Raw genomic sequence first — 16,165 nt, 5'->3', positions numbered from 1 at the left:
ATTTTTTAACAAAAGGAAAGGTATAAATGAAATTCAATTTATCTAATTTATCCGCAGTATTACTGGCATCAGGTATGCTGATGTCTACTGCGGTAACCGCAGCACCCGGCGATGCAACACAATTTGGTGGGGCGGATACTGACTGGAGCACCGTTGATTATCCCAGGCTCACTGATATGGATGACAACGTTGATTCAATGGGGGGGAAAATCCGCTTTACTGGCCGTGTAGTGAAAGCTACCTGTAAGGTCGCAACCGATTCAAAACAGATTGAAGTTGTCCTGCCGGTTGTGCCTTCCAACCTTTTCACTGGTATCGACGTAGAAGCACAGGGGGCGAGCAACCAGACCGATTTCAATATTAATCTGACCGAATGTAGCAATACAGATGATCAGAAAATTGAGTTCCGTTTTACCGGTACTGCAGATAGCGCTAATAAAACGCTCGCTAACGAAGTAGAAGGATCAACGGATGCTGACAACAGCGGCAATGCGGGGGCGACTGGTGTAGGGATTCGAATTTACTCCAAAGGTACGACGAATAATGGTCTGATTAACCTGAATACCACTGCGGCAGAGGGTAGCGCCTCCACCGCCGCTTATACAATTCCAGGAAATGCTACGACCCATGATTTCAGCGCGGCCTTTACTGCAGGTTATGCTCAAAACGGTAGCACTGTTGCACCAGGTGTAGTTAAGTCAACAGCAAGTTTTGTTGTGCTGTACGAGTAAATATAAATACGATTTCAGGTTACAAAAAGTTGTAACCTGAGATTGAAATTATTTAATAGAGTATGAATAACAGATGTTATTTCATCAACAAGGATGCTGTATGAAATGTATTATTGGAAATAAAAAATGGGTTTGTGGATTCAGGGATGAATTAAAAGTATCACAAAATATTATACGCTCAGGGATTCTTTTTTTACTATCGATATTATTTATTAATAATGCGTCCGCGGGCGGGTTTGGCCTTGGCGTAACGCGATTGATTTATCCGGCAGAAAGTAAGCAAATAACACTCAGTGTGCAAAATAGCGGTGACAACACCAGTTATTTAATTCAATCATGGGTTGATGACAGTAAAACGGAAAAAAAGAGCCAGGATTTTGTTATCACTCCTCCCCTCTTTATGTTGCCAACGCGTAAAGAAGCTTCATTACGTATCATGTTTCTTGGTAAGACTAATTTGCCGACCGATCGTGAAACTTTGTATTGGATGAATGTTAAAGCAATTCCGCCAACAGATGAGAAAAATACACAGAAGAATACCTTACAGTTGGCATTACAAAACAAAATCAAGCTATTTTATCGCCCGGAAAATCTACCTGTGCAACCAGGAAAAGCACGAAATATGTTGCGGTTTAAGTATGAGGGAAAACAACTAAAAGTTATCAATCCTTCGCCTTATTACCTGACACTGACAGGAATTAAAGTACAAGGGAGTAAATTGCCCAATATGTTTGTACCACCGAAAAGTGATATTACGGTCTCGTCGCCAGTGACGTTGGCTGGTGAAATTACTTATCAAACAATTAATGACTTTGGCGCTACGACGGAGCGGCAGAAAGGAATAATGCAGTAACAACGGAATAGTTCAGATGCAACACAGGTCAGGGATATGAACCTAAAGCTCAAAAGATGCGAATATTGGATGGCGGCACAAAAGCAGATGAAACGGGTTGTGCCGCTTCTTCTGGTTATTATGCCTGCATGTTCAATCGCGGGAATGCGCTTTAACCCTGCTTTTCTGTCGGGTGATACTGAAGCTGTTGCTGACTTATCCCGCTTCGAGAAAGGGATGACTTATCTTCCTGGTAGCTATGAAGTCGAAGTTTGGGTCAATGATTCCCCTTTACTCTCTCGTACTGTAACTTTTAAAGCAGACGATGCGAATCAACTGATTCCCTGCCTTTCACTTGCTGACTTATTAAGCCTTGGAATTAACAAAAATGCGCTGCCAGAGCAGGCTTTGGCTTCATCTGAAAATAGTTGCCTTGATTTGCGTATCTGGTTTCCTGATGTGCATTACATGCCGGAGCTGGATGCACAGAGACTTAAACTGACCTTTCCGCAGGCGATAATAAAACGTGACGCCCGCGGATATATTCCACCAGAACAGTGGGATAACGGTATTACAGCTTTTTTGCTGAATTATGACTTTTCTGGTAATAACGATCGTGGTGATTACTCTTCAAATAACTATTATTTAAATCTTCGCGCTGGGATCAATATTGGTGCATGGCGTTTTCGCGATTATTCAACCTGGAGTCGTGGGAGTAATTCAGCAGGTAAACTGGAGCATATCAGTAGTACGTTGCAGCGCGTTATTATTCCTTTCAGAAGTGAATTAACGCTAGGAGATACATGGTCATCATCAGATGTTTTCGACAGTGTTAGTATTCGTGGCATAAAACTGGAATCTGACGAAAATATGTTGCCCGATAGTCAAAGTGGTTTCGCTCCCACGGTGCGCGGAATTGCGAAAAGTCGCGCTCAGGTAACAATCAAACAGAATGGTTATGTCATTTATCAAACCTATATGCCGCCGGGACCGTTTGAGATTAGCGATCTTAACCCGACATCATCTGCGGGAGATCTGGAAGTTACCATCAAAGAGTCTGATAATTCAGAAACTGTCTATACCGTACCTTATGCCGCTGTCCCCATCCTGCAACGAGAAGGTCATTCAAAATATTCTACTACGGTTGGCCAATATCGAAGCAATAGCTATAACCAGAAAAGTCCTTATATATTTCAGGGGGAATTAATTTGGGGTTTACCCTGGGATATTACGGCTTATGGTGGGGCACAATTCTCTGAGGATTACCGGGCGTTGGCGCTCGGCCTTGGCCTGAATCTGGGAGTATTTGGTGCAACATCGTTTGATGTTACTCAGGCTAACAGTTCGCTTGTGGATGGGAGCAAACATCAAGGGCAATCTTATCGTTTTCTTTATTCCAAATCGTTAGTTCAGACAGGAACAGCATTCCATATTATTGGCTATCGTTATTCAACCCAGGGCTTTTACACTTTAAGTGATACGACATACCAACAAATGTCAGGGACTGTTGTTGATCCAAAAATGTTAGATGATAAAGATTACGTTTATAACTGGAATGATTTTTATAACTTGCGTTATAGCAAACGTGGAAAATTTCAGGCTAGTGTATCGCAACCTTTCGGTAACTACGGGTCTATGTATTTATCGGCTAGTCAGCAAACATACTGGAATACTGATAAAAAAGATTCTTTATACCAAGTTGGTTATAACACCAGTATTAAGGGTATCTATCTAAATGTTGTGTGGAATTACAGTAAATCACCAGGGACAAATGCGGATAAAATTGTCTCGCTAAATGTCTCATTACCTATAAGTAATTGGTTATCTTCCACGAATGATGGGCGCTCATCATCGAATGCCATGACTGCAACGTATGGTTATAGTCAGGATAACCACGGACAGGTAAACCAATATACGGGGGTATCTGGTTCTCTGTTGGAGCAGCATAATCTCAGTTATAACATACAACATGGTTTTGCTAATCAGGATAATAGCAGTAGTGGTTCTGTTGGTGTTAATTATCGTGGGGCATATGGTTCCTTGAATTCCGCCTACAGTTACTATAATGAAGGTAATCAACAAATAAACTATGGCATCAGTGGTGCTCTTGTTGTACATGAAAATGGTCTTACGTTGAGTCAACCATTAGGTGAAACTAATGTTTTGATAAAAGCGCCCGGAGCGAATAATGTGGATGTTCAGCGGGGGACAGGAATATCCACTGACTGGCGTGGATATGCAGTTGTTCCTTATGCAACAGAATATAGACGTAATAATATTTCATTAGATCCTATGTCAATGAATATGCATACTGAACTGGATATCACTTCCACTGAAGTTATTCCGGGAAAAGGTGCGTTAGTTCGTGCAGAGTTTGCTGCTCATATCGGTATTCGTGGTTTGTTCACAGTTCGTTATCGTAATAAATCAGTCCCATTCGGTGCTACAGCCAGCGCTCAGATTAAAAACAGTAGTCAAATTACCGGGATTGTCGGCGATAATGGACAACTTTATCTCTCAGGATTGCCTTTAGAAGGTGTTATTAATATCCAGTGGGGAGACGGTGTTCAGCAAAAATGTCAGGCTAATTACAAGCTCCCTGAAACAGAACTGGATAATCCTGTTAGCTATGCAACTCTGGAGTGCCGCTAATGAATTTAATATTCTCTAAATATTCTGTATTTTTTATTTTTTTCGCTTTTTTTGCTTTTCCGCTCTCAGGGCAGGCCAATGATTCAGTTGTTGTTACATTTACTGGGATTTTGTTGGCAAAAAGCTGTGACATTACTACCGGAAGTAAAGATCAGTCGGTAAAAATGGGCACTTATGATGCTAATGAATTTTTAAATGTAGGTGATGTTTCTCCGAGTCAAACGTTTACGATTAATGTACAAGGATGCCCGACTGCAAAAAGTACTGTTTATAGTTCTGGTGTGAGCGCCAATGTGCGGTTTACTGGTGATGCAGATGCTATTAATAGCGCATTACTGCGTATCTCCGCCGGTGCAGATAGTGCGACTGGACTGGGAATAGAAATATTGGATAACAATGATGTGGCGATTGCCATTAATGGTGAATCAGGTTTTCGTGATTTAGTGTTAAATGAAAACGGTGATGCTAATTTGACGTTTAAACTTCGCTATAAATCAACTCAGGAAAATGTACATGCCGGGCAAGCAAATGCTCTGTTGTATTTTGATATCGATTATCAGTGAGGGAGATATGAAGATATTCATTAGTTTATTTTTGTTTATAATATCAACAAGTTCTTTTGCTGATGATATCACTCATGCCGGAGTGGTTCGTATTGAAGGGTTAATTACCGAAAAAACCTGCATTATTTCTGATGAGTCAAAAAATTTTACAGCTAATATGCCAGACGTACCCAGTAGTTCGGTAAGGAGTGCAGGAGACGTTACTGAAAAGGTTTATTTTTCCATAACGTTAACCCGCTGTGGTAGTGATGTTGGCAACGCGTATATAAAGTTTACCGGTAATACAGTTTCAGAAGATGCCAGTTTATATAAGCTGGAAGAAGGCTCGGTAGAGGGGCTTGCACTCACGATTTTTGATAAGAATAAAGGTAGTATTAGTAATGATGTTAAAAGCATCGGTTTTTCACTTACACCATCGGTTGATAATATATTGCATTTTTTTGCGGCTTACAAAGCATTAAAAAATAATGTACAACCAGGGGATGCAAATGCGTCAGTATCGTTTATGGTTAGCTATGATTAAGGTTACCATAGTATTATTCCTCCTGATATTTCCTACTGCACAAGCAGGATTAGTAATCGGTGGAACGCGTTTTGCGTATCCGGAAAATAAGTCCTCAATATCTGTTGAACTCAAAAACACTTCAGACAGAGATATGTTAGTCAAGGTTGCAGTCTCCCCTGATGATGCTCGTCAGTTGACGGGAACGGTTGAATCTTTGCCCTCATTTTCTGGAACGGTATTTATCGCAACTCCGCCACTGTTTGTTTTGAAGCCTGACAAAAATACAAAAATAAGAATTAATCGTGTCGGTGGTAGTTTACCTGCCGACCGGGAAAGTTTATTTATACTTAATGTTGCTGCATTACCATCGTTGGAAAATAGTCATCCAACCAAAACTGATAATCAATTGCAAATAGCGGTCCGCAATCGTATGAAAATATTCTATCGGCCATCAAATTTGTCTGAAGACCCCAATATGTCATATCAAAAATTGCGCTGGGTACGAAAAAATGAAATTGTTACCGTTTATAATCCAGGCCCCAGGTATGTGACACTCTATAACCTTCATGTTGATGGTAAAGTTATGGATGGTGGTATGATCGCACCATTTAGCCACCGCCAACAATCATGGTGTAAATCGCAAGGGGTTTGTGAAATAACATGGCAGACATTGGACATTTATAATAATGTATTGCCTGCATGGAAAGTAAATATGAATCCGTTGCAGATGGATGTGTTAGGCTCACAAGTTAAAACGGATTAGTAAAAGGAAATCATATGATTACTTATGCCGGATATAAAGTGAAAATTATTTTTATAATTTTTTTATTCTTAGTTTGCCATGTCGTAGCCTATGCTGAAATGGGCCGGGATCGTGAATTTTGCTATCCTGGGACTCCAGAAAACAATACTACCCCAGCGACCTTTTTTTATGATTTTGGTACAGTTATTATTTCAGATGTTAACAACAATTCAGCTGGTACTGTTTTACCATCTCAAAACTGGAAAATAGGTCGATATAAAGCATACTGTAATTCTTTTGATGATTATGAAGTTTATTTTTCAGGTATTTCAGGAATAGATCCTTCAGGTGCTTCAGGTAATCCACAGGGAGCGGATATATTTATTCCTGTTACGCATGAAATATCTATTTCAACACATATAAAGCTCTACAATAGAAATGGGACGATGACAGATAAAACAGTACCATTCGAGAACTATAGTACTAATTATCCTACTGACAGAAGTAAAGCAGATTACTGGTCTTCAGGAACAGAAGGCTATATTAAAATTAGGTTGGATAAAAAAATCATCTCTGATGTTTCTCTGAATAATGTACTTTTAGTTTCATTGTATGCCAGTCAGCGGCAAACGGAACATGGGCCAGTACCATTATTTAATGCCTGGATCAGTAACCTGGATATTCAGGTTCCGCAAGGCTGCACAATTAATGAGGGTACGAGTTTTACTGTTAATATGCCGGATGTGTGGGCCAGTGAATTGAGCCGGGCTGGTGCTGGAGCGAAGCCTGCTGGTGTTACTCCTGTAGCAACAACTATTCCGATTAATTGTACGAATAAAGATACAGATGCGGTAATGACGTTGGTATTCGACGGTAACATTTCCGCCACACGTGATACCAATGGGAAACAAAGCATTATTCAGGCACAGGATAATCCTGATGTTGGTATTATGATTATGGATAGCCAGCAAAACTCCGTAGATTTAAATGCTCTGGCAACATCAGTAGGCGTTCCGTTCAGATTGGTGGAAAACCAGGCTGCTTCTGCGCAAACTGCTGATGTTACTTTCCTGGCTTTACCTGTTAGTACAACTGGAAAAGTGCCTGCGGCAGGTCGTTATAATGCACTGGCTATATTGCGAGTGGAATATCAGTAATTTTTGAGCTAGTACAGAATCGGTTTAGCCATCACCGCAAAATAAAATGCAATAATAGGGATGAACAGAATGTAAAACAAAAAAATATTTTTAATTCTACAGGGGAAAAACCTGGTGGAAAATGTAGGTTATGTGCCGATGTATAAAACGTTGCATTAAGGCGAGTAATAAAAATGGAATTAGTTAATACATTATTTGCAAGCCTCGCTGGTACTGATCCTTTCACAGGCGTGGATATTACGATTGCCAACTGCAAATCGGCATACTGGGATGAAGGCATTGTCCAGCAACTCATTAATCAGGTCCTGGATGAAGGGGAAAAATTCGTCGGTGCTGCCGGTCTTGAGGGATTGCTTCGATATAATGTCACATTAAATATTGGCTTAACCTCCAGCAATGTATGGCCGGGATTTTCCCTCGATACCGCCACGATCGGTCGTCTTTGTGCCTGTGGTGCTGATTTTGGATTTGACCCCTATATCAGTGATGTACCAGATGTTCAATGTGACCTGAATACGACAAATGACTTTACCGTTCATTTTACGGCAATGCTCAATCCGGATGAGCGGGTGATCATAGCAAAGCGCCCGCTTAAAAAATGTGACTCTTGGATTGAGGATGTTTATATCTTTCAGGTGTTTAAAGAAGCATGGAAATTCCATACCGATAACAGCTTACGCGGATTTCGCGATAAGCAGGCTAAACTGAAACTCTACGCGCGTCATTACTCAGTGGAAAATTGCACAGAGGAAAGCTGTCGGGATTGTAATTATTGCATTCGGCCCAGCTTTTCCCTCTCTCGTAGTTCCATTATTCGCCTGAATGCGGCGAATGCTCGTTTTGTTTATCAACCCTTTACACGCGACCAGCGGAAGAGGGGGTAATTATGCAACCCAGCCCCGCCATGCAGGCATTAATTGAGCAGGTTTATCATATTTTTCGTCGTTATCCGGTGCCGCAGAAATTTGTGGTTTGTTGTGAATATTGCCTGAGTCAGCAGGAACAAAAGGCATTACGGAATACATCGTTACGAGCGATCCCGTATTCCTTAATCAATGCCTGGAATAGTAGTCCAGGACCTGATCCGCAAAACAGCGATGAGGTTCGTTATTTTCTGCCTCGTTTACTGGAGTTTGTTGTGCAGGGGCAATTTGACAATATTCACGAAGTATTTTCTCTACGGCGTATAAACCTTGCCAGTAAAGAAAACTGGCGTGAGGATGAACGGGAAATATTGCAGCAATTTGCTTGCCAGTATATGACTGATTGGGTATCCGGGGATGAGGCTGTCGAATTACAGTACATGCTGGAAATGTTTTTCCGTGCCGATATCGCTCTTTCGCCATTGCTTGATGCCATTATTTCAGTTCCCGGATTTTGGTCGGCAGCGTCTCTTGCCTGTTTATTGAATACGTATCGTGACGGTTATATCAGAGATAACCAGGACGATATCGATAAAGCCATTACCACTCAAACTAATACTTGGGCTAGTAATAATCAATCCATCCTGAAAGAACGCGCGCGGCAGGCGATTGAGAATCCGCTTAAGCAGCCCGAACAGGGCACACAGTATCAGATCTGGGAAGACGACTGGATGATTGATGAGTGTTTATGCGCGATGTATGACGCATCATCCGAATCACCAGGAAAATAAAAATGATTAAATTCCGGCTTTATATTCCCCCTGTAATTCTCGGTTTTGTTATCGTACCATTATTGGTATGGCCGACGGTTATTGCCTTAGCCGTACTTATATTCACGTTAACTTTTCTGGCGGAAATAATATTCTCCTTTCCGCTCCTGGTTGTGCGTATTTCTCTTCAGGAATTACAACTTGAGTTAATGGTTGAATATGCACTTTTTTTCAGTGTAATGGGTGGCATCGGTTGGCAATTCTCCCGCAGAATGCCTCCTGAATTAAAAAACAGACTGCATTGCTGGCTGGTCTTTTCTCCGGCCTATTTCTGGTTAATTCTCTCGAATTTCATTCTTTATATTACTCCAGAGAAATCAGCGTTGCTGGAAAATATCCGAAACTTCTTTCTGACGTTTGTCTGGCTTCCCCTGAATTTTTCCCCTTTTTGGCCGCAGCCGTGGACTGATTTTGTCGGCCCGATTAGTGCACAGCTTGGTTTTGCGTTGGGATATTACTGCCAGTGGTGTAGCAAAAATAGAAGCCAGGGGCAGAAGTGGGTTGAGTGGGGAACGTGCTTAAGTTTGGCGATTTTAGCTCAGGGGCCGTTATTCAATTATTTACAATGAATAGTCTAAGGAATTCAAATAGCCCGGTTGCACTTCACAACCGGGCATCATCCTTACGACGCCTGCGACAACCTCTGCTGCGTATATTCCACCAGCCACTGACTCACACGAGATTGTTGATCCGCATTTAGCCACATGCCTTGTTTCGTGCGACGCCACAGGGCATCGTCGGCGCGGCGGACCCATTCGTGATCCACCAGATATTTCAGCTCCGCTTCGTAGAACTCATGACCGAAATCTTCACCGAGGTCGCTTATCGCCCCGGCATTGCCGAGCAGCAGTTCGCTGTTGCTGCCGTAAGTGCGCGCGTAGTGACGTGCCAGCGATTCGGTCAGGAACGGGTAACGGCGGCGCAGGCGGGCGGCGTAATCGTCACGGTCGCCTTCAATGGCACCACCCGGCAGCACGCTCTCTTTCGTCCACGCCGGACCAATGCCCTGATAATATGGCGTCAGTTTTTCCAGCGCGTGCTCCGCCAGTTTGCGGTAGGTGGTCAGCTTACCGCCGAATACCGACAGCAGCGGGGTTTTGCCGTTTTCATCATGGATATCAAGGGTGTAATCACGGGTAATGGCCTGCGGCGAGTCGGACTCATCATCACATAGCGGACGCACGCCGGAGTAGGTCCAGACGATATCGTCCCGGCTTAACTGCTTTTTAAAGTGCGTGTTATACACTTTCAACAGGTAATTGATTTCACTCTCTTCAATCTTCACTGCTTTTGGATCGCCTTTGTATTCCACATCGGTGGTGCCGATGATGGAAAACTCGTCCATCCACGGGATCACGAAGACAATACGTTTATCTTCGTTTTGCAGAATGTAGGCTTGCTTCTGGGTATGCACACGCGGCACCACAATATGGCTGCCTTTGATCAGGCGAATGCCATAAGGTGAAGGCAGATGCATCCCGTCGTCGAAAAATTGTTTCACCCACGGGCCGGTAGCATTAACCAGGCCGCGCGCCTGCCATGTATATTTTTTGCCGGTATCGATATCTTCCGCTTCCACAATCCACAGGCCTTTTTCGCGGCGAGCAGACGTGGCACGAGTACGAGTAAGCACTTCACCGCCTTTACGCACCACCATCTGGGCGTTGGCGAGTACCAGACGGGCGTCGTCTACCCAACAGTCAGAATATTCGAATCCGCGCTTAATTTCCGGTTTTAACACTGAGTTTGCGCCAAAACGCAAACCGGTTGATCCCGGCAGGCTGGTGCGCTTACCCAGATGATCGTACATAAACAGACCAATGCGAATCATCCACGCCGGGCGCAGATGCGGACGATGCGGCAGGCGAAAACGCATCGGGAAGGCGATATGCGGGGCCATTTTCAGTAGCACTTCACGTTCAGCCAGCGCCTCGCTGACCAGGCGGAATTCATAGTGCTCAAGGTAGCGCAGGCCACCGTGAATGAGTTTTGAACTGGCGGAAGAGGTCGCGCAAGCGAGATCCTGCGCCTCCAGCATCAGCACGGATAAACCGCGTCCAGCGGCGTCTGCCGCGATACCAGCACCATTGATGCCACCACCTATCACAATCAGATCTTTGGTTTCCATGCTGCCCTCATTCACTTTCGTTAAAGTTCATAAATGTTCGTTATCGAACATATTAGCAAAGAATCGCGCTTTGGGTAACATTGAAAAAACATTTTAGAGTGATATGTGTAACATTATGGCGTTTATCTGCCGCTTCGACGTAAACTGTGCGGTAAATTTGCCCACTTGTTTGTAAAGAAAGAGAGACGCATGGATCAGTTCGAATGTATTAACGTTGCCGACGCGCACCAGAAGTTGCAGGAAAAAGAGGCGGTGCTGGTCGATATTCGCGATCCACAGAGTTTCGCAATGGGGCATGCGGCGCAGGCTTTCCATTTAACCAACGACACATTGGGCGCGTTTATGCGTGATAACGACTTCGATACGCCAGTCATGGTGATGTGTTACCACGGTAATAGCAGCAAAGGCGCGGCGCAGTATCTGCTGCAACAGGGCTACGATGTGGTCTACAGCATTGATGGCGGCTTTGAAGCCTGGCAGCGCCAGTTTCCCGCAGAGGTGGCGTACGGCGCGTAACGCTTTATACTGTCCCCTTTTGTGTGGAATAAGCGACAGCAACGATGTTGATGATTACCTCTTTTGCTAACCCCCGAGTGGCGCAGGCGTTTGTTGATTACATGGCGACGCAGGGTGTTATCCTCACGATTCAACAACATAACCAAAGCGATGTCTGGCTGGCGGATGAGTCCCAGGCCGAGCGCGTGCGGGCGGAGCTGGCGCGTTTTCTCGAAAACCCGGCAGATCCGCGTTATCTGGCGGCCAGCTGGCAGGCGGGCCATACCGGCAGTGGCCTGCATTATCGCCGTTATCCTTTCTTTGCCGCCTTGCGTGAACGCGCAGGTCCGGTAACCTGGGTGATGATGATCGCCTGCGTGGTGGTGTTTATCGCCATGCAAATTCTCGGCGATCAAGAAGTGATGTTATGGCTGGCCTGGCCATTCGATCCGACGCTGAAATTTGAGTTCTGGCGTTACTTCACCCACGCGTTAATGCACTTCTCGCTGATGCATATCCTCTTTAACCTGCTCTGGTGGTGGTATCTCGGCGGTGCGGTGGAAAAACGCCTCGGTAGCGGTAAGCTAATTGTCATTACGCTTATCAGCGCCCTGTTAAGCGGCTATGTGCAGCAAAAATTCAGCGGGCCGTGGTTTGGCGGGCTTTCTGGCGTGGTGTATGCGCTGATGGGCTACGTCTGGCTACGTGGCGAACGCGATCCGCAAAGTGGCATTTACCTGCAACGTGGGTTAATTATCTTTGCGCTGATCTGGATTGTCGCCGGATGGTTTGATTTGTTTGGGATGTCAATGGCGAACGGAGCACACATCGCCGGGTTAGCCGTGGGTTTAGCGATGGCTTTTGTTGATTCGCTCAATGCGCGAAAACGAAAATAATTCCAGGGATTTAGAAATGAAACAAACACAACGTCACAACGGTATTATCGAACTGGTTAAACAGCAGGGTTATGTCAGTACCGAGGAGCTGGTGGAGCACTTCTCCGTCAGCCCGCAGACTATTCGCCGCGACCTCAACGAACTGGCAGAGCAAAACCTGATCCTGCGCCATCATGGCGGTGCGGCGCTGCCTTCCAGTTCGGTTAACACGCCATGGCACGATCGTAAAGCCACCCAGACCGAAGAAAAAGAGCGCATCGCCCGCAAAGTGGCGGAGCAAATTCCTAATGGCTCGACGCTGTTTATCGATATCGGCACCACCCCGGAAGCGGTGGCGCACGCGCTGCTCAATCACAGCAATTTGCGCATTGTCACCAACAATCTTAACGTCGCTAACACGCTGATGGTAAAAGAGGATTTCCGTATTATTCTCGCCGGTGGCGAATTACGCAGCCGCGATGGCGGGATCATTGGCGAAGCGACACTCGATTTTATCTCCCAGTTCCGCCTTGATTTCGGCATTCTGGGGATCAGCGGCATTGACAGTGACGGCTCGCTGCTGGAGTTCGATTACCACGAAGTTCGCACCAAACGCGCCATTATTGAGAACTCGCGCCACGTTATGCTGGTTGTCGATCACTCGAAATTTGGCCGTAACGCGATGGTCAATATGGGCAGTATCAGCATGGTAGATGCCGTCTACACCGACGCCCCGCCGCCAGTAAGCGTGATGCAGGTGCTGACGGACCACCATATTCAACTGGAGCTGTGCTGATCCTGCATTGCTTCCCATGTCAGACCAAAACGCGCCAGGTATTTGCGTAGCCGATCCGCGTCATTGACGCTGGCTTTACCCTGGCGCGAAATGTCAAACAGTTCACGTCCGGCAGCAGAAAGCGACTTTGCCTGGCGGCAGATAGCGATAACGTGTTCCAGTTGCATACGGTCGAAGAGATCGATGTTTTCTGCCTCTGCGCCCAGCAACGCCGTAAGCGTGGAGGGGCGACTCTCCTGCCAGTTATAGCGCAGACGGTTGATCTCATCTTCCACCGTATCCAGTGTGATGCGTCCGCTAGTGGCAAAGGTGGCCATCCGCGTGACGCTGGCAGAAAGTTCGCGAAAGTTACCGCGCCATGTTGCCTGGGGAGAGGTCGCAAAGGCCAGCCAGGCACGCCGCGCTTCGGTGTTAAAACGCACGCTGTCGCCAGTGAGTGAGGAGTGGCGCTCCACTTCATAATCCAGGTTCGGTTCAATATCTTCCTGGCGTTGGCGTAATCCTGGCAAGGTGAAGGTCCAGAGATTTATTCGCGCGTACAGGTCTTCACGAAATTTGCCTTCGGCAACCAACTGGCGCAAATCACGCACCGTTCCGGCGATAAGCTGAAAATCACTGCTCACCTGGCGATCGCTGCCAAACGGGTAAAAGGTTTTCTCTTCAATGGCTTTCAGCAGCATTGCCTGTTCGTCTGCGCCCAGTTCGCCAATCTCATCAAGAAACAACATTCCGCCGTTGGCGCTGCGTAATAATCCTTCACGCGATTCCCGCGCCCCGGTAAACGCGCCTTTCACATGACCAAACAGCGTCGACATGGCGGTATCGCCGCGCAGGGTGGCGCAGTTCACTTCCACAAACGCGCCGCTAAACTGATGCCGCGCCTGTTTTAGCTCGAAGATACGTCGTGCCAGAAATGACTTACCTGCACCGGTCGGGCCGTTAAGCAGGATCGGTGCGCGGGATTTTATCGCCACTTTTTCAATCTGCTCAATCATGCGGTTGAAGTGGGAGTTACGCGTGGCAATACCGGACTTAAGAAAATCAAGCGTTTGCTGGCGTTCCTCGGCAAAGCGGCTGGCGATGGCGTTATAACGGCTTAAATCGAGATCGATAATCGTCACTGCGCCAGGGCTATCGGGCCGCTCTTTTTTGCGCGGTGGTGAAGATTGTATCAACCGGGTGGGCAGGTAACGCGCTTCTGCCAGCAGAAACCAGCAAATCTGCGCGACGTGGGTGCCGGTGGTGATGTGAATTAAATACTCTTCTTTATCAGGTTGGAACGCGTAACCACGGGCGAAATCATGCAGGCAGGCGTAAACTTCTTCGAAATCCCACGGGTTATGCAGTTCAATCTCAACGCCCACCACTTTTGTTTCTGGCGAAACGCTGGCGATATCGCGTTTAAGCGTTTCGAACAGCGAGCGCGAGCGGGCGTCGTGCAATAATTCCAGCCGATCGATAACTAACGATTCTTGCTGGCATAGACAGAGTGTCGGACGCCATTTTGACCAGCGCTGACTGCCGCGCCCGGCATAATCCAGCACCGTTCCGACAAAGCCAAAAGCCACTGTTTTACGCATCTTAGATATCCTTATAAAAGACGAGATTTCATTATCGGTAAATCGGCTTTGCGGGAAATCTCCGTTTACGGACGTAAAAATATAATATTTTTAAAAACAATGAATTAAAAAATTAAGATGCTTATTTGATTTTCTGGCACGACGGTTGCAATTATCAGGACAGCAAACAACGAAAAGAGAAAAACAAAATGAATTACGAATTACTGACCACTGAAAATGCTCCGGTAAAAATGTGGACCAAAGGCGTGCCGGTAGAAGCCGATGCGCGTCAGCAACTTATTAATACCGCGAAGATGCCGTTTATTTTCAAACATATTGCGGTAATGCCTGATGTACACCTGGGTAAAGGTTCCACCATTGGTAGCGTGATCCCGACCAAAGGGGCGATTATTCCGGCGGCGGTGGGCGTGGATATTGGCTGTGGAATGAACGCACTGCGTACCGCGTTAACGGCGGCGGACCTGCCTGAAAACCTGGCAGAGCTGCGTCAGGCGATTGAAACGGCCGTACCGCACGGACGTACTACCGGGCGTTGTAAACGTGATAAAGGCGCATGGGAAAATCCGCCTGTTAACGTCGATGCGAAATGGGCTGAGCTGGAAGCCGGTTATCAGTGGTTAACGCAAAAATATCCCCGTTTCCTTAACACTAACAACTATAAACACCTGGGAACGCTGGGAACGGGTAACCACTTTATTGAAATCTGCCTTGATGAGTCGGACCAGGTGTGGATTATGCTGCACTCCGGTTCACGCGGAATTGGTAACGCCATCGGAACTTATTTTATCGATCTGGCGCAAAAAGAGATGCAGGAAACGCTTGAAACGTTGCCATCGCGTGACCTGGCGTACTTTATGGAAGGTACGGAATACTTTGATGATTACCTGAAAGCCGTGGCTTGGGCGCAGCTTTTTGCCAGCCTTAACCGCGATGCGATGATGGAAAACGTGGTAACGGCGTTGCAGAGCGTTACGCAGAAAACGGTAAAACAGCCACAAACGCTGGCGATGGAAGAGATCAACTGTCACCACAACTATGTGCAAAAAGAACAGCACTTTGGCGAAGAGATCTATGTGACGCGTAAAGGTGCGGTGTCTGCGCGTGCTGGTCAATATGGAATTATTCCCGGTTCGATGGGGGCGAAAAGCTTTATCGTCCGTGGGCTGGGAAATGAAGAGTCGTTCTGTTCGTGCAGCCACGGTGCCGGGCGGGTAATGAGCCGTACTAAAGCGAAAAAACTGTTCAGTGTGGAAGATCAAATCCGTGCCACCGCGCATGTGGAGTGCCGTAAAGATGCCGAGGTGATCGACGAAATCCCGATGGCGTATAAAGATATTGATGCGGTGATGGCGGCACAAAGCGATCTGGTGGAAGTTATCTATACCCTGCGTCAGGTGGTGTGCGTAAAAGGATAAA

Annotated in this window: 16 protein-coding genes; 14 read left to right on the top strand and 2 right to left on the bottom strand. The window is 46.0% G+C overall.

Annotation, left to right across the window (positions count from 1 at the left end; translation table 11 throughout):
- Positions 1 to 26 precede the first annotated feature (26 nt).
- From C4F37_RS12855 to C4F37_RS12810, 10 genes are all read left to right on the top strand, one after another.
- Positions 27 to 731 carry a fimbrial protein gene (locus C4F37_RS12855; RefSeq protein ID WP_000671315.1) on the top strand — a complete coding sequence of 235 codons (705 nt, stop codon included), beginning with the start codon at positions 27 to 29 and terminating at the stop codon, positions 729 to 731.
- Between the two features lie 100 nt (positions 732 to 831).
- On the top strand, positions 832 to 1,584 hold the full coding sequence (locus tag C4F37_RS12850) for a fimbrial biogenesis chaperone (RefSeq protein ID WP_000649743.1): 753 nt from the start codon (positions 832 to 834) through the stop codon (positions 1,582 to 1,584).
- Positions 1,585 to 1,620: 36 nt separating this feature from the next.
- Positions 1,621 to 4,215 (top strand): fimbrial biogenesis usher protein, encoded by a 2,595-nt coding sequence (locus C4F37_RS12845; protein WP_001557129.1) that lies wholly within the window; start codon positions 1,621 to 1,623, stop codon positions 4,213 to 4,215.
- Positions 4,215 to 4,778, top strand: a complete 564-nt coding sequence (locus tag C4F37_RS12840; protein ID WP_001048911.1) for a fimbrial protein — start codon at positions 4,215 to 4,217, stop codon at positions 4,776 to 4,778. Before C4F37_RS12845 ends, C4F37_RS12840 begins: the two co-directional genes overlap by 1 nt.
- A gap of 7 nt (positions 4,779 to 4,785) precedes the next feature.
- Positions 4,786 to 5,301, top strand: coding sequence for a fimbrial protein (locus C4F37_RS12835; RefSeq protein WP_023151114.1), 516 nt, complete (start codon positions 4,786 to 4,788; stop codon positions 5,299 to 5,301).
- Positions 5,267 to 6,046, top strand: a complete 780-nt coding sequence (locus tag C4F37_RS12830) for a fimbrial biogenesis chaperone (RefSeq protein ID WP_001539963.1) — start codon at positions 5,267 to 5,269, stop codon at positions 6,044 to 6,046. The genes C4F37_RS12835 and C4F37_RS12830 overlap by 35 nt, the downstream gene beginning before the upstream one ends.
- A 14-nt stretch (positions 6,047 to 6,060) precedes the next feature.
- Positions 6,061 to 7,182, top strand: a complete 1,122-nt coding sequence (locus C4F37_RS12825) for a fimbrial protein (RefSeq protein WP_001774066.1) — start codon at positions 6,061 to 6,063, stop codon at positions 7,180 to 7,182.
- Between the two features lie 173 nt (positions 7,183 to 7,355).
- Positions 7,356 to 8,066 (top strand): hypothetical protein, encoded by a 711-nt coding sequence (locus C4F37_RS12820; protein ID WP_001539959.1) that lies wholly within the window; start codon positions 7,356 to 7,358, stop codon positions 8,064 to 8,066.
- 2 nt (positions 8,067 to 8,068) lie between these two features.
- Positions 8,069 to 8,836: a hypothetical protein gene (locus C4F37_RS12815; protein WP_001539957.1), complete on the top strand. Its 768-nt coding sequence runs from the start codon at positions 8,069 to 8,071 to the stop codon at positions 8,834 to 8,836.
- A gap of 2 nt (positions 8,837 to 8,838) precedes the next feature.
- A complete protein-coding gene (locus C4F37_RS12810) occupies positions 8,839 to 9,444 on the top strand; it encodes a hypothetical protein (RefSeq protein WP_001539954.1) in 606 nt (201 codons plus the stop codon).
- A 53-nt stretch (positions 9,445 to 9,497) separates the two neighbouring features.
- Here C4F37_RS12810 and glpD read toward each other — a convergent pair whose 3' ends face one another.
- On the bottom strand, positions 9,498 to 11,003 hold the full coding sequence (gene glpD, locus C4F37_RS12805) for a glycerol-3-phosphate dehydrogenase (protein WP_001539953.1): 1,506 nt from the start codon (positions 11,001 to 11,003) through the stop codon (positions 9,498 to 9,500).
- 189 nt (positions 11,004 to 11,192) lie between these two features.
- Between glpD and glpE the strand changes: the two genes are divergently transcribed.
- From glpE to C4F37_RS12790, 3 genes are read left to right on the top strand one after another with little or no spacing between them, the layout of a single operon-like run.
- Positions 11,193 to 11,519 (top strand): thiosulfate sulfurtransferase GlpE, encoded by a 327-nt coding sequence (gene glpE, locus C4F37_RS12800; RefSeq protein WP_000371924.1) that lies wholly within the window; start codon positions 11,193 to 11,195, stop codon positions 11,517 to 11,519.
- 44 nt (positions 11,520 to 11,563) lie between these two features.
- Positions 11,564 to 12,394: a rhomboid family intramembrane serine protease GlpG gene (glpG, locus tag C4F37_RS12795; RefSeq protein ID WP_000928723.1), complete on the top strand. Its 831-nt coding sequence runs from the start codon at positions 11,564 to 11,566 to the stop codon at positions 12,392 to 12,394.
- Between the two features lie 16 nt (positions 12,395 to 12,410).
- Positions 12,411 to 13,169 carry a DeoR/GlpR family transcriptional regulator gene (locus C4F37_RS12790; protein ID WP_000815099.1) on the top strand — a complete coding sequence of 253 codons (759 nt, stop codon included), beginning with the start codon at positions 12,411 to 12,413 and terminating at the stop codon, positions 13,167 to 13,169.
- On the opposite strand, the gene rtcR is transcribed toward C4F37_RS12790, so the two are convergent.
- The gene (gene rtcR / locus C4F37_RS12785; RefSeq protein ID WP_001774065.1) at positions 13,151 to 14,749 is read right to left on the bottom strand and encodes a DNA-binding transcriptional regulator RtcR; all 1,599 of its coding nucleotides are present in this window, start codon (positions 14,747 to 14,749) and stop codon (positions 13,151 to 13,153) included. The genes C4F37_RS12790 and rtcR overlap by 19 nt on opposite strands.
- A gap of 188 nt (positions 14,750 to 14,937) precedes the next feature.
- Between rtcR and rtcB the strand changes: the two genes are divergently transcribed.
- Positions 14,938 to 16,164 carry an RNA-splicing ligase RtcB gene (gene rtcB, locus C4F37_RS12780; RefSeq protein WP_001105471.1) on the top strand — a complete coding sequence of 409 codons (1,227 nt, stop codon included), beginning with the start codon at positions 14,938 to 14,940 and terminating at the stop codon, positions 16,162 to 16,164.
- The last annotated feature ends 1 nt before the right edge of the window (position 16,165 follow it).

It is taken from the genome of Escherichia sp. R1, from assembly GCF_003000935.1.
Classification (GTDB): domain Bacteria; phylum Pseudomonadota; class Gammaproteobacteria; order Enterobacterales; family Enterobacteriaceae; genus Escherichia; species Escherichia coli.
Note: the sequence above shows the minus strand (reverse complement) of the source record. Positions and strands in the feature narration are given on the sequence as shown.

Excerpts from the sequence above, each read along its gene's own strand:
- C4F37_RS12810 (WP_001539954.1), top strand. The coding sequence starts at position 8,839 with ATGATTAAATTCCGGCTTTATATTCCCCCTGTAATTCTCGGTTTTGTT.
- glpE (WP_000371924.1), top strand. The coding sequence starts at position 11,193 with ATGGATCAGTTCGAATGTATTAACGTTGCCGACGCGCACCAGAAGTTG.
- C4F37_RS12815 (WP_001539957.1), top strand. The coding sequence starts at position 8,069 with ATGCAACCCAGCCCCGCCATGCAGGCATTAATTGAGCAGGTTTATCAT.
- C4F37_RS12850 (WP_000649743.1), top strand. The coding sequence starts at position 832 with ATGAAATGTATTATTGGAAATAAAAAATGGGTTTGTGGATTCAGGGAT.
- rtcB (WP_001105471.1), top strand. The coding sequence starts at position 14,938 with ATGAATTACGAATTACTGACCACTGAAAATGCTCCGGTAAAAATGTGG.
- glpD (WP_001539953.1), bottom strand. The coding sequence starts at position 11,003 with ATGGAAACCAAAGATCTGATTGTGATAGGTGGTGGCATCAATGGTGCT.
- C4F37_RS12840 (WP_001048911.1), top strand. The coding sequence starts at position 4,215 with ATGAATTTAATATTCTCTAAATATTCTGTATTTTTTATTTTTTTCGCT.
- C4F37_RS12845 (WP_001557129.1), top strand. The coding sequence starts at position 1,621 with ATGAACCTAAAGCTCAAAAGATGCGAATATTGGATGGCGGCACAAAAG.
- C4F37_RS12820 (WP_001539959.1), top strand. The coding sequence starts at position 7,356 with ATGGAATTAGTTAATACATTATTTGCAAGCCTCGCTGGTACTGATCCT.
- C4F37_RS12835 (WP_023151114.1), top strand. The coding sequence starts at position 4,786 with ATGAAGATATTCATTAGTTTATTTTTGTTTATAATATCAACAAGTTCT.
- rtcR (WP_001774065.1), bottom strand. The coding sequence starts at position 14,749 with ATGCGTAAAACAGTGGCTTTTGGCTTTGTCGGAACGGTGCTGGATTAT.
- glpG (WP_000928723.1), top strand. The coding sequence starts at position 11,564 with ATGTTGATGATTACCTCTTTTGCTAACCCCCGAGTGGCGCAGGCGTTT.
- C4F37_RS12830 (WP_001539963.1), top strand. The coding sequence starts at position 5,267 with ATGCGTCAGTATCGTTTATGGTTAGCTATGATTAAGGTTACCATAGTA.
- C4F37_RS12790 (WP_000815099.1), top strand. The coding sequence starts at position 12,411 with ATGAAACAAACACAACGTCACAACGGTATTATCGAACTGGTTAAACAG.
- C4F37_RS12825 (WP_001774066.1), top strand. The coding sequence starts at position 6,061 with ATGATTACTTATGCCGGATATAAAGTGAAAATTATTTTTATAATTTTT.
- C4F37_RS12855 (WP_000671315.1), top strand. The coding sequence starts at position 27 with ATGAAATTCAATTTATCTAATTTATCCGCAGTATTACTGGCATCAGGT.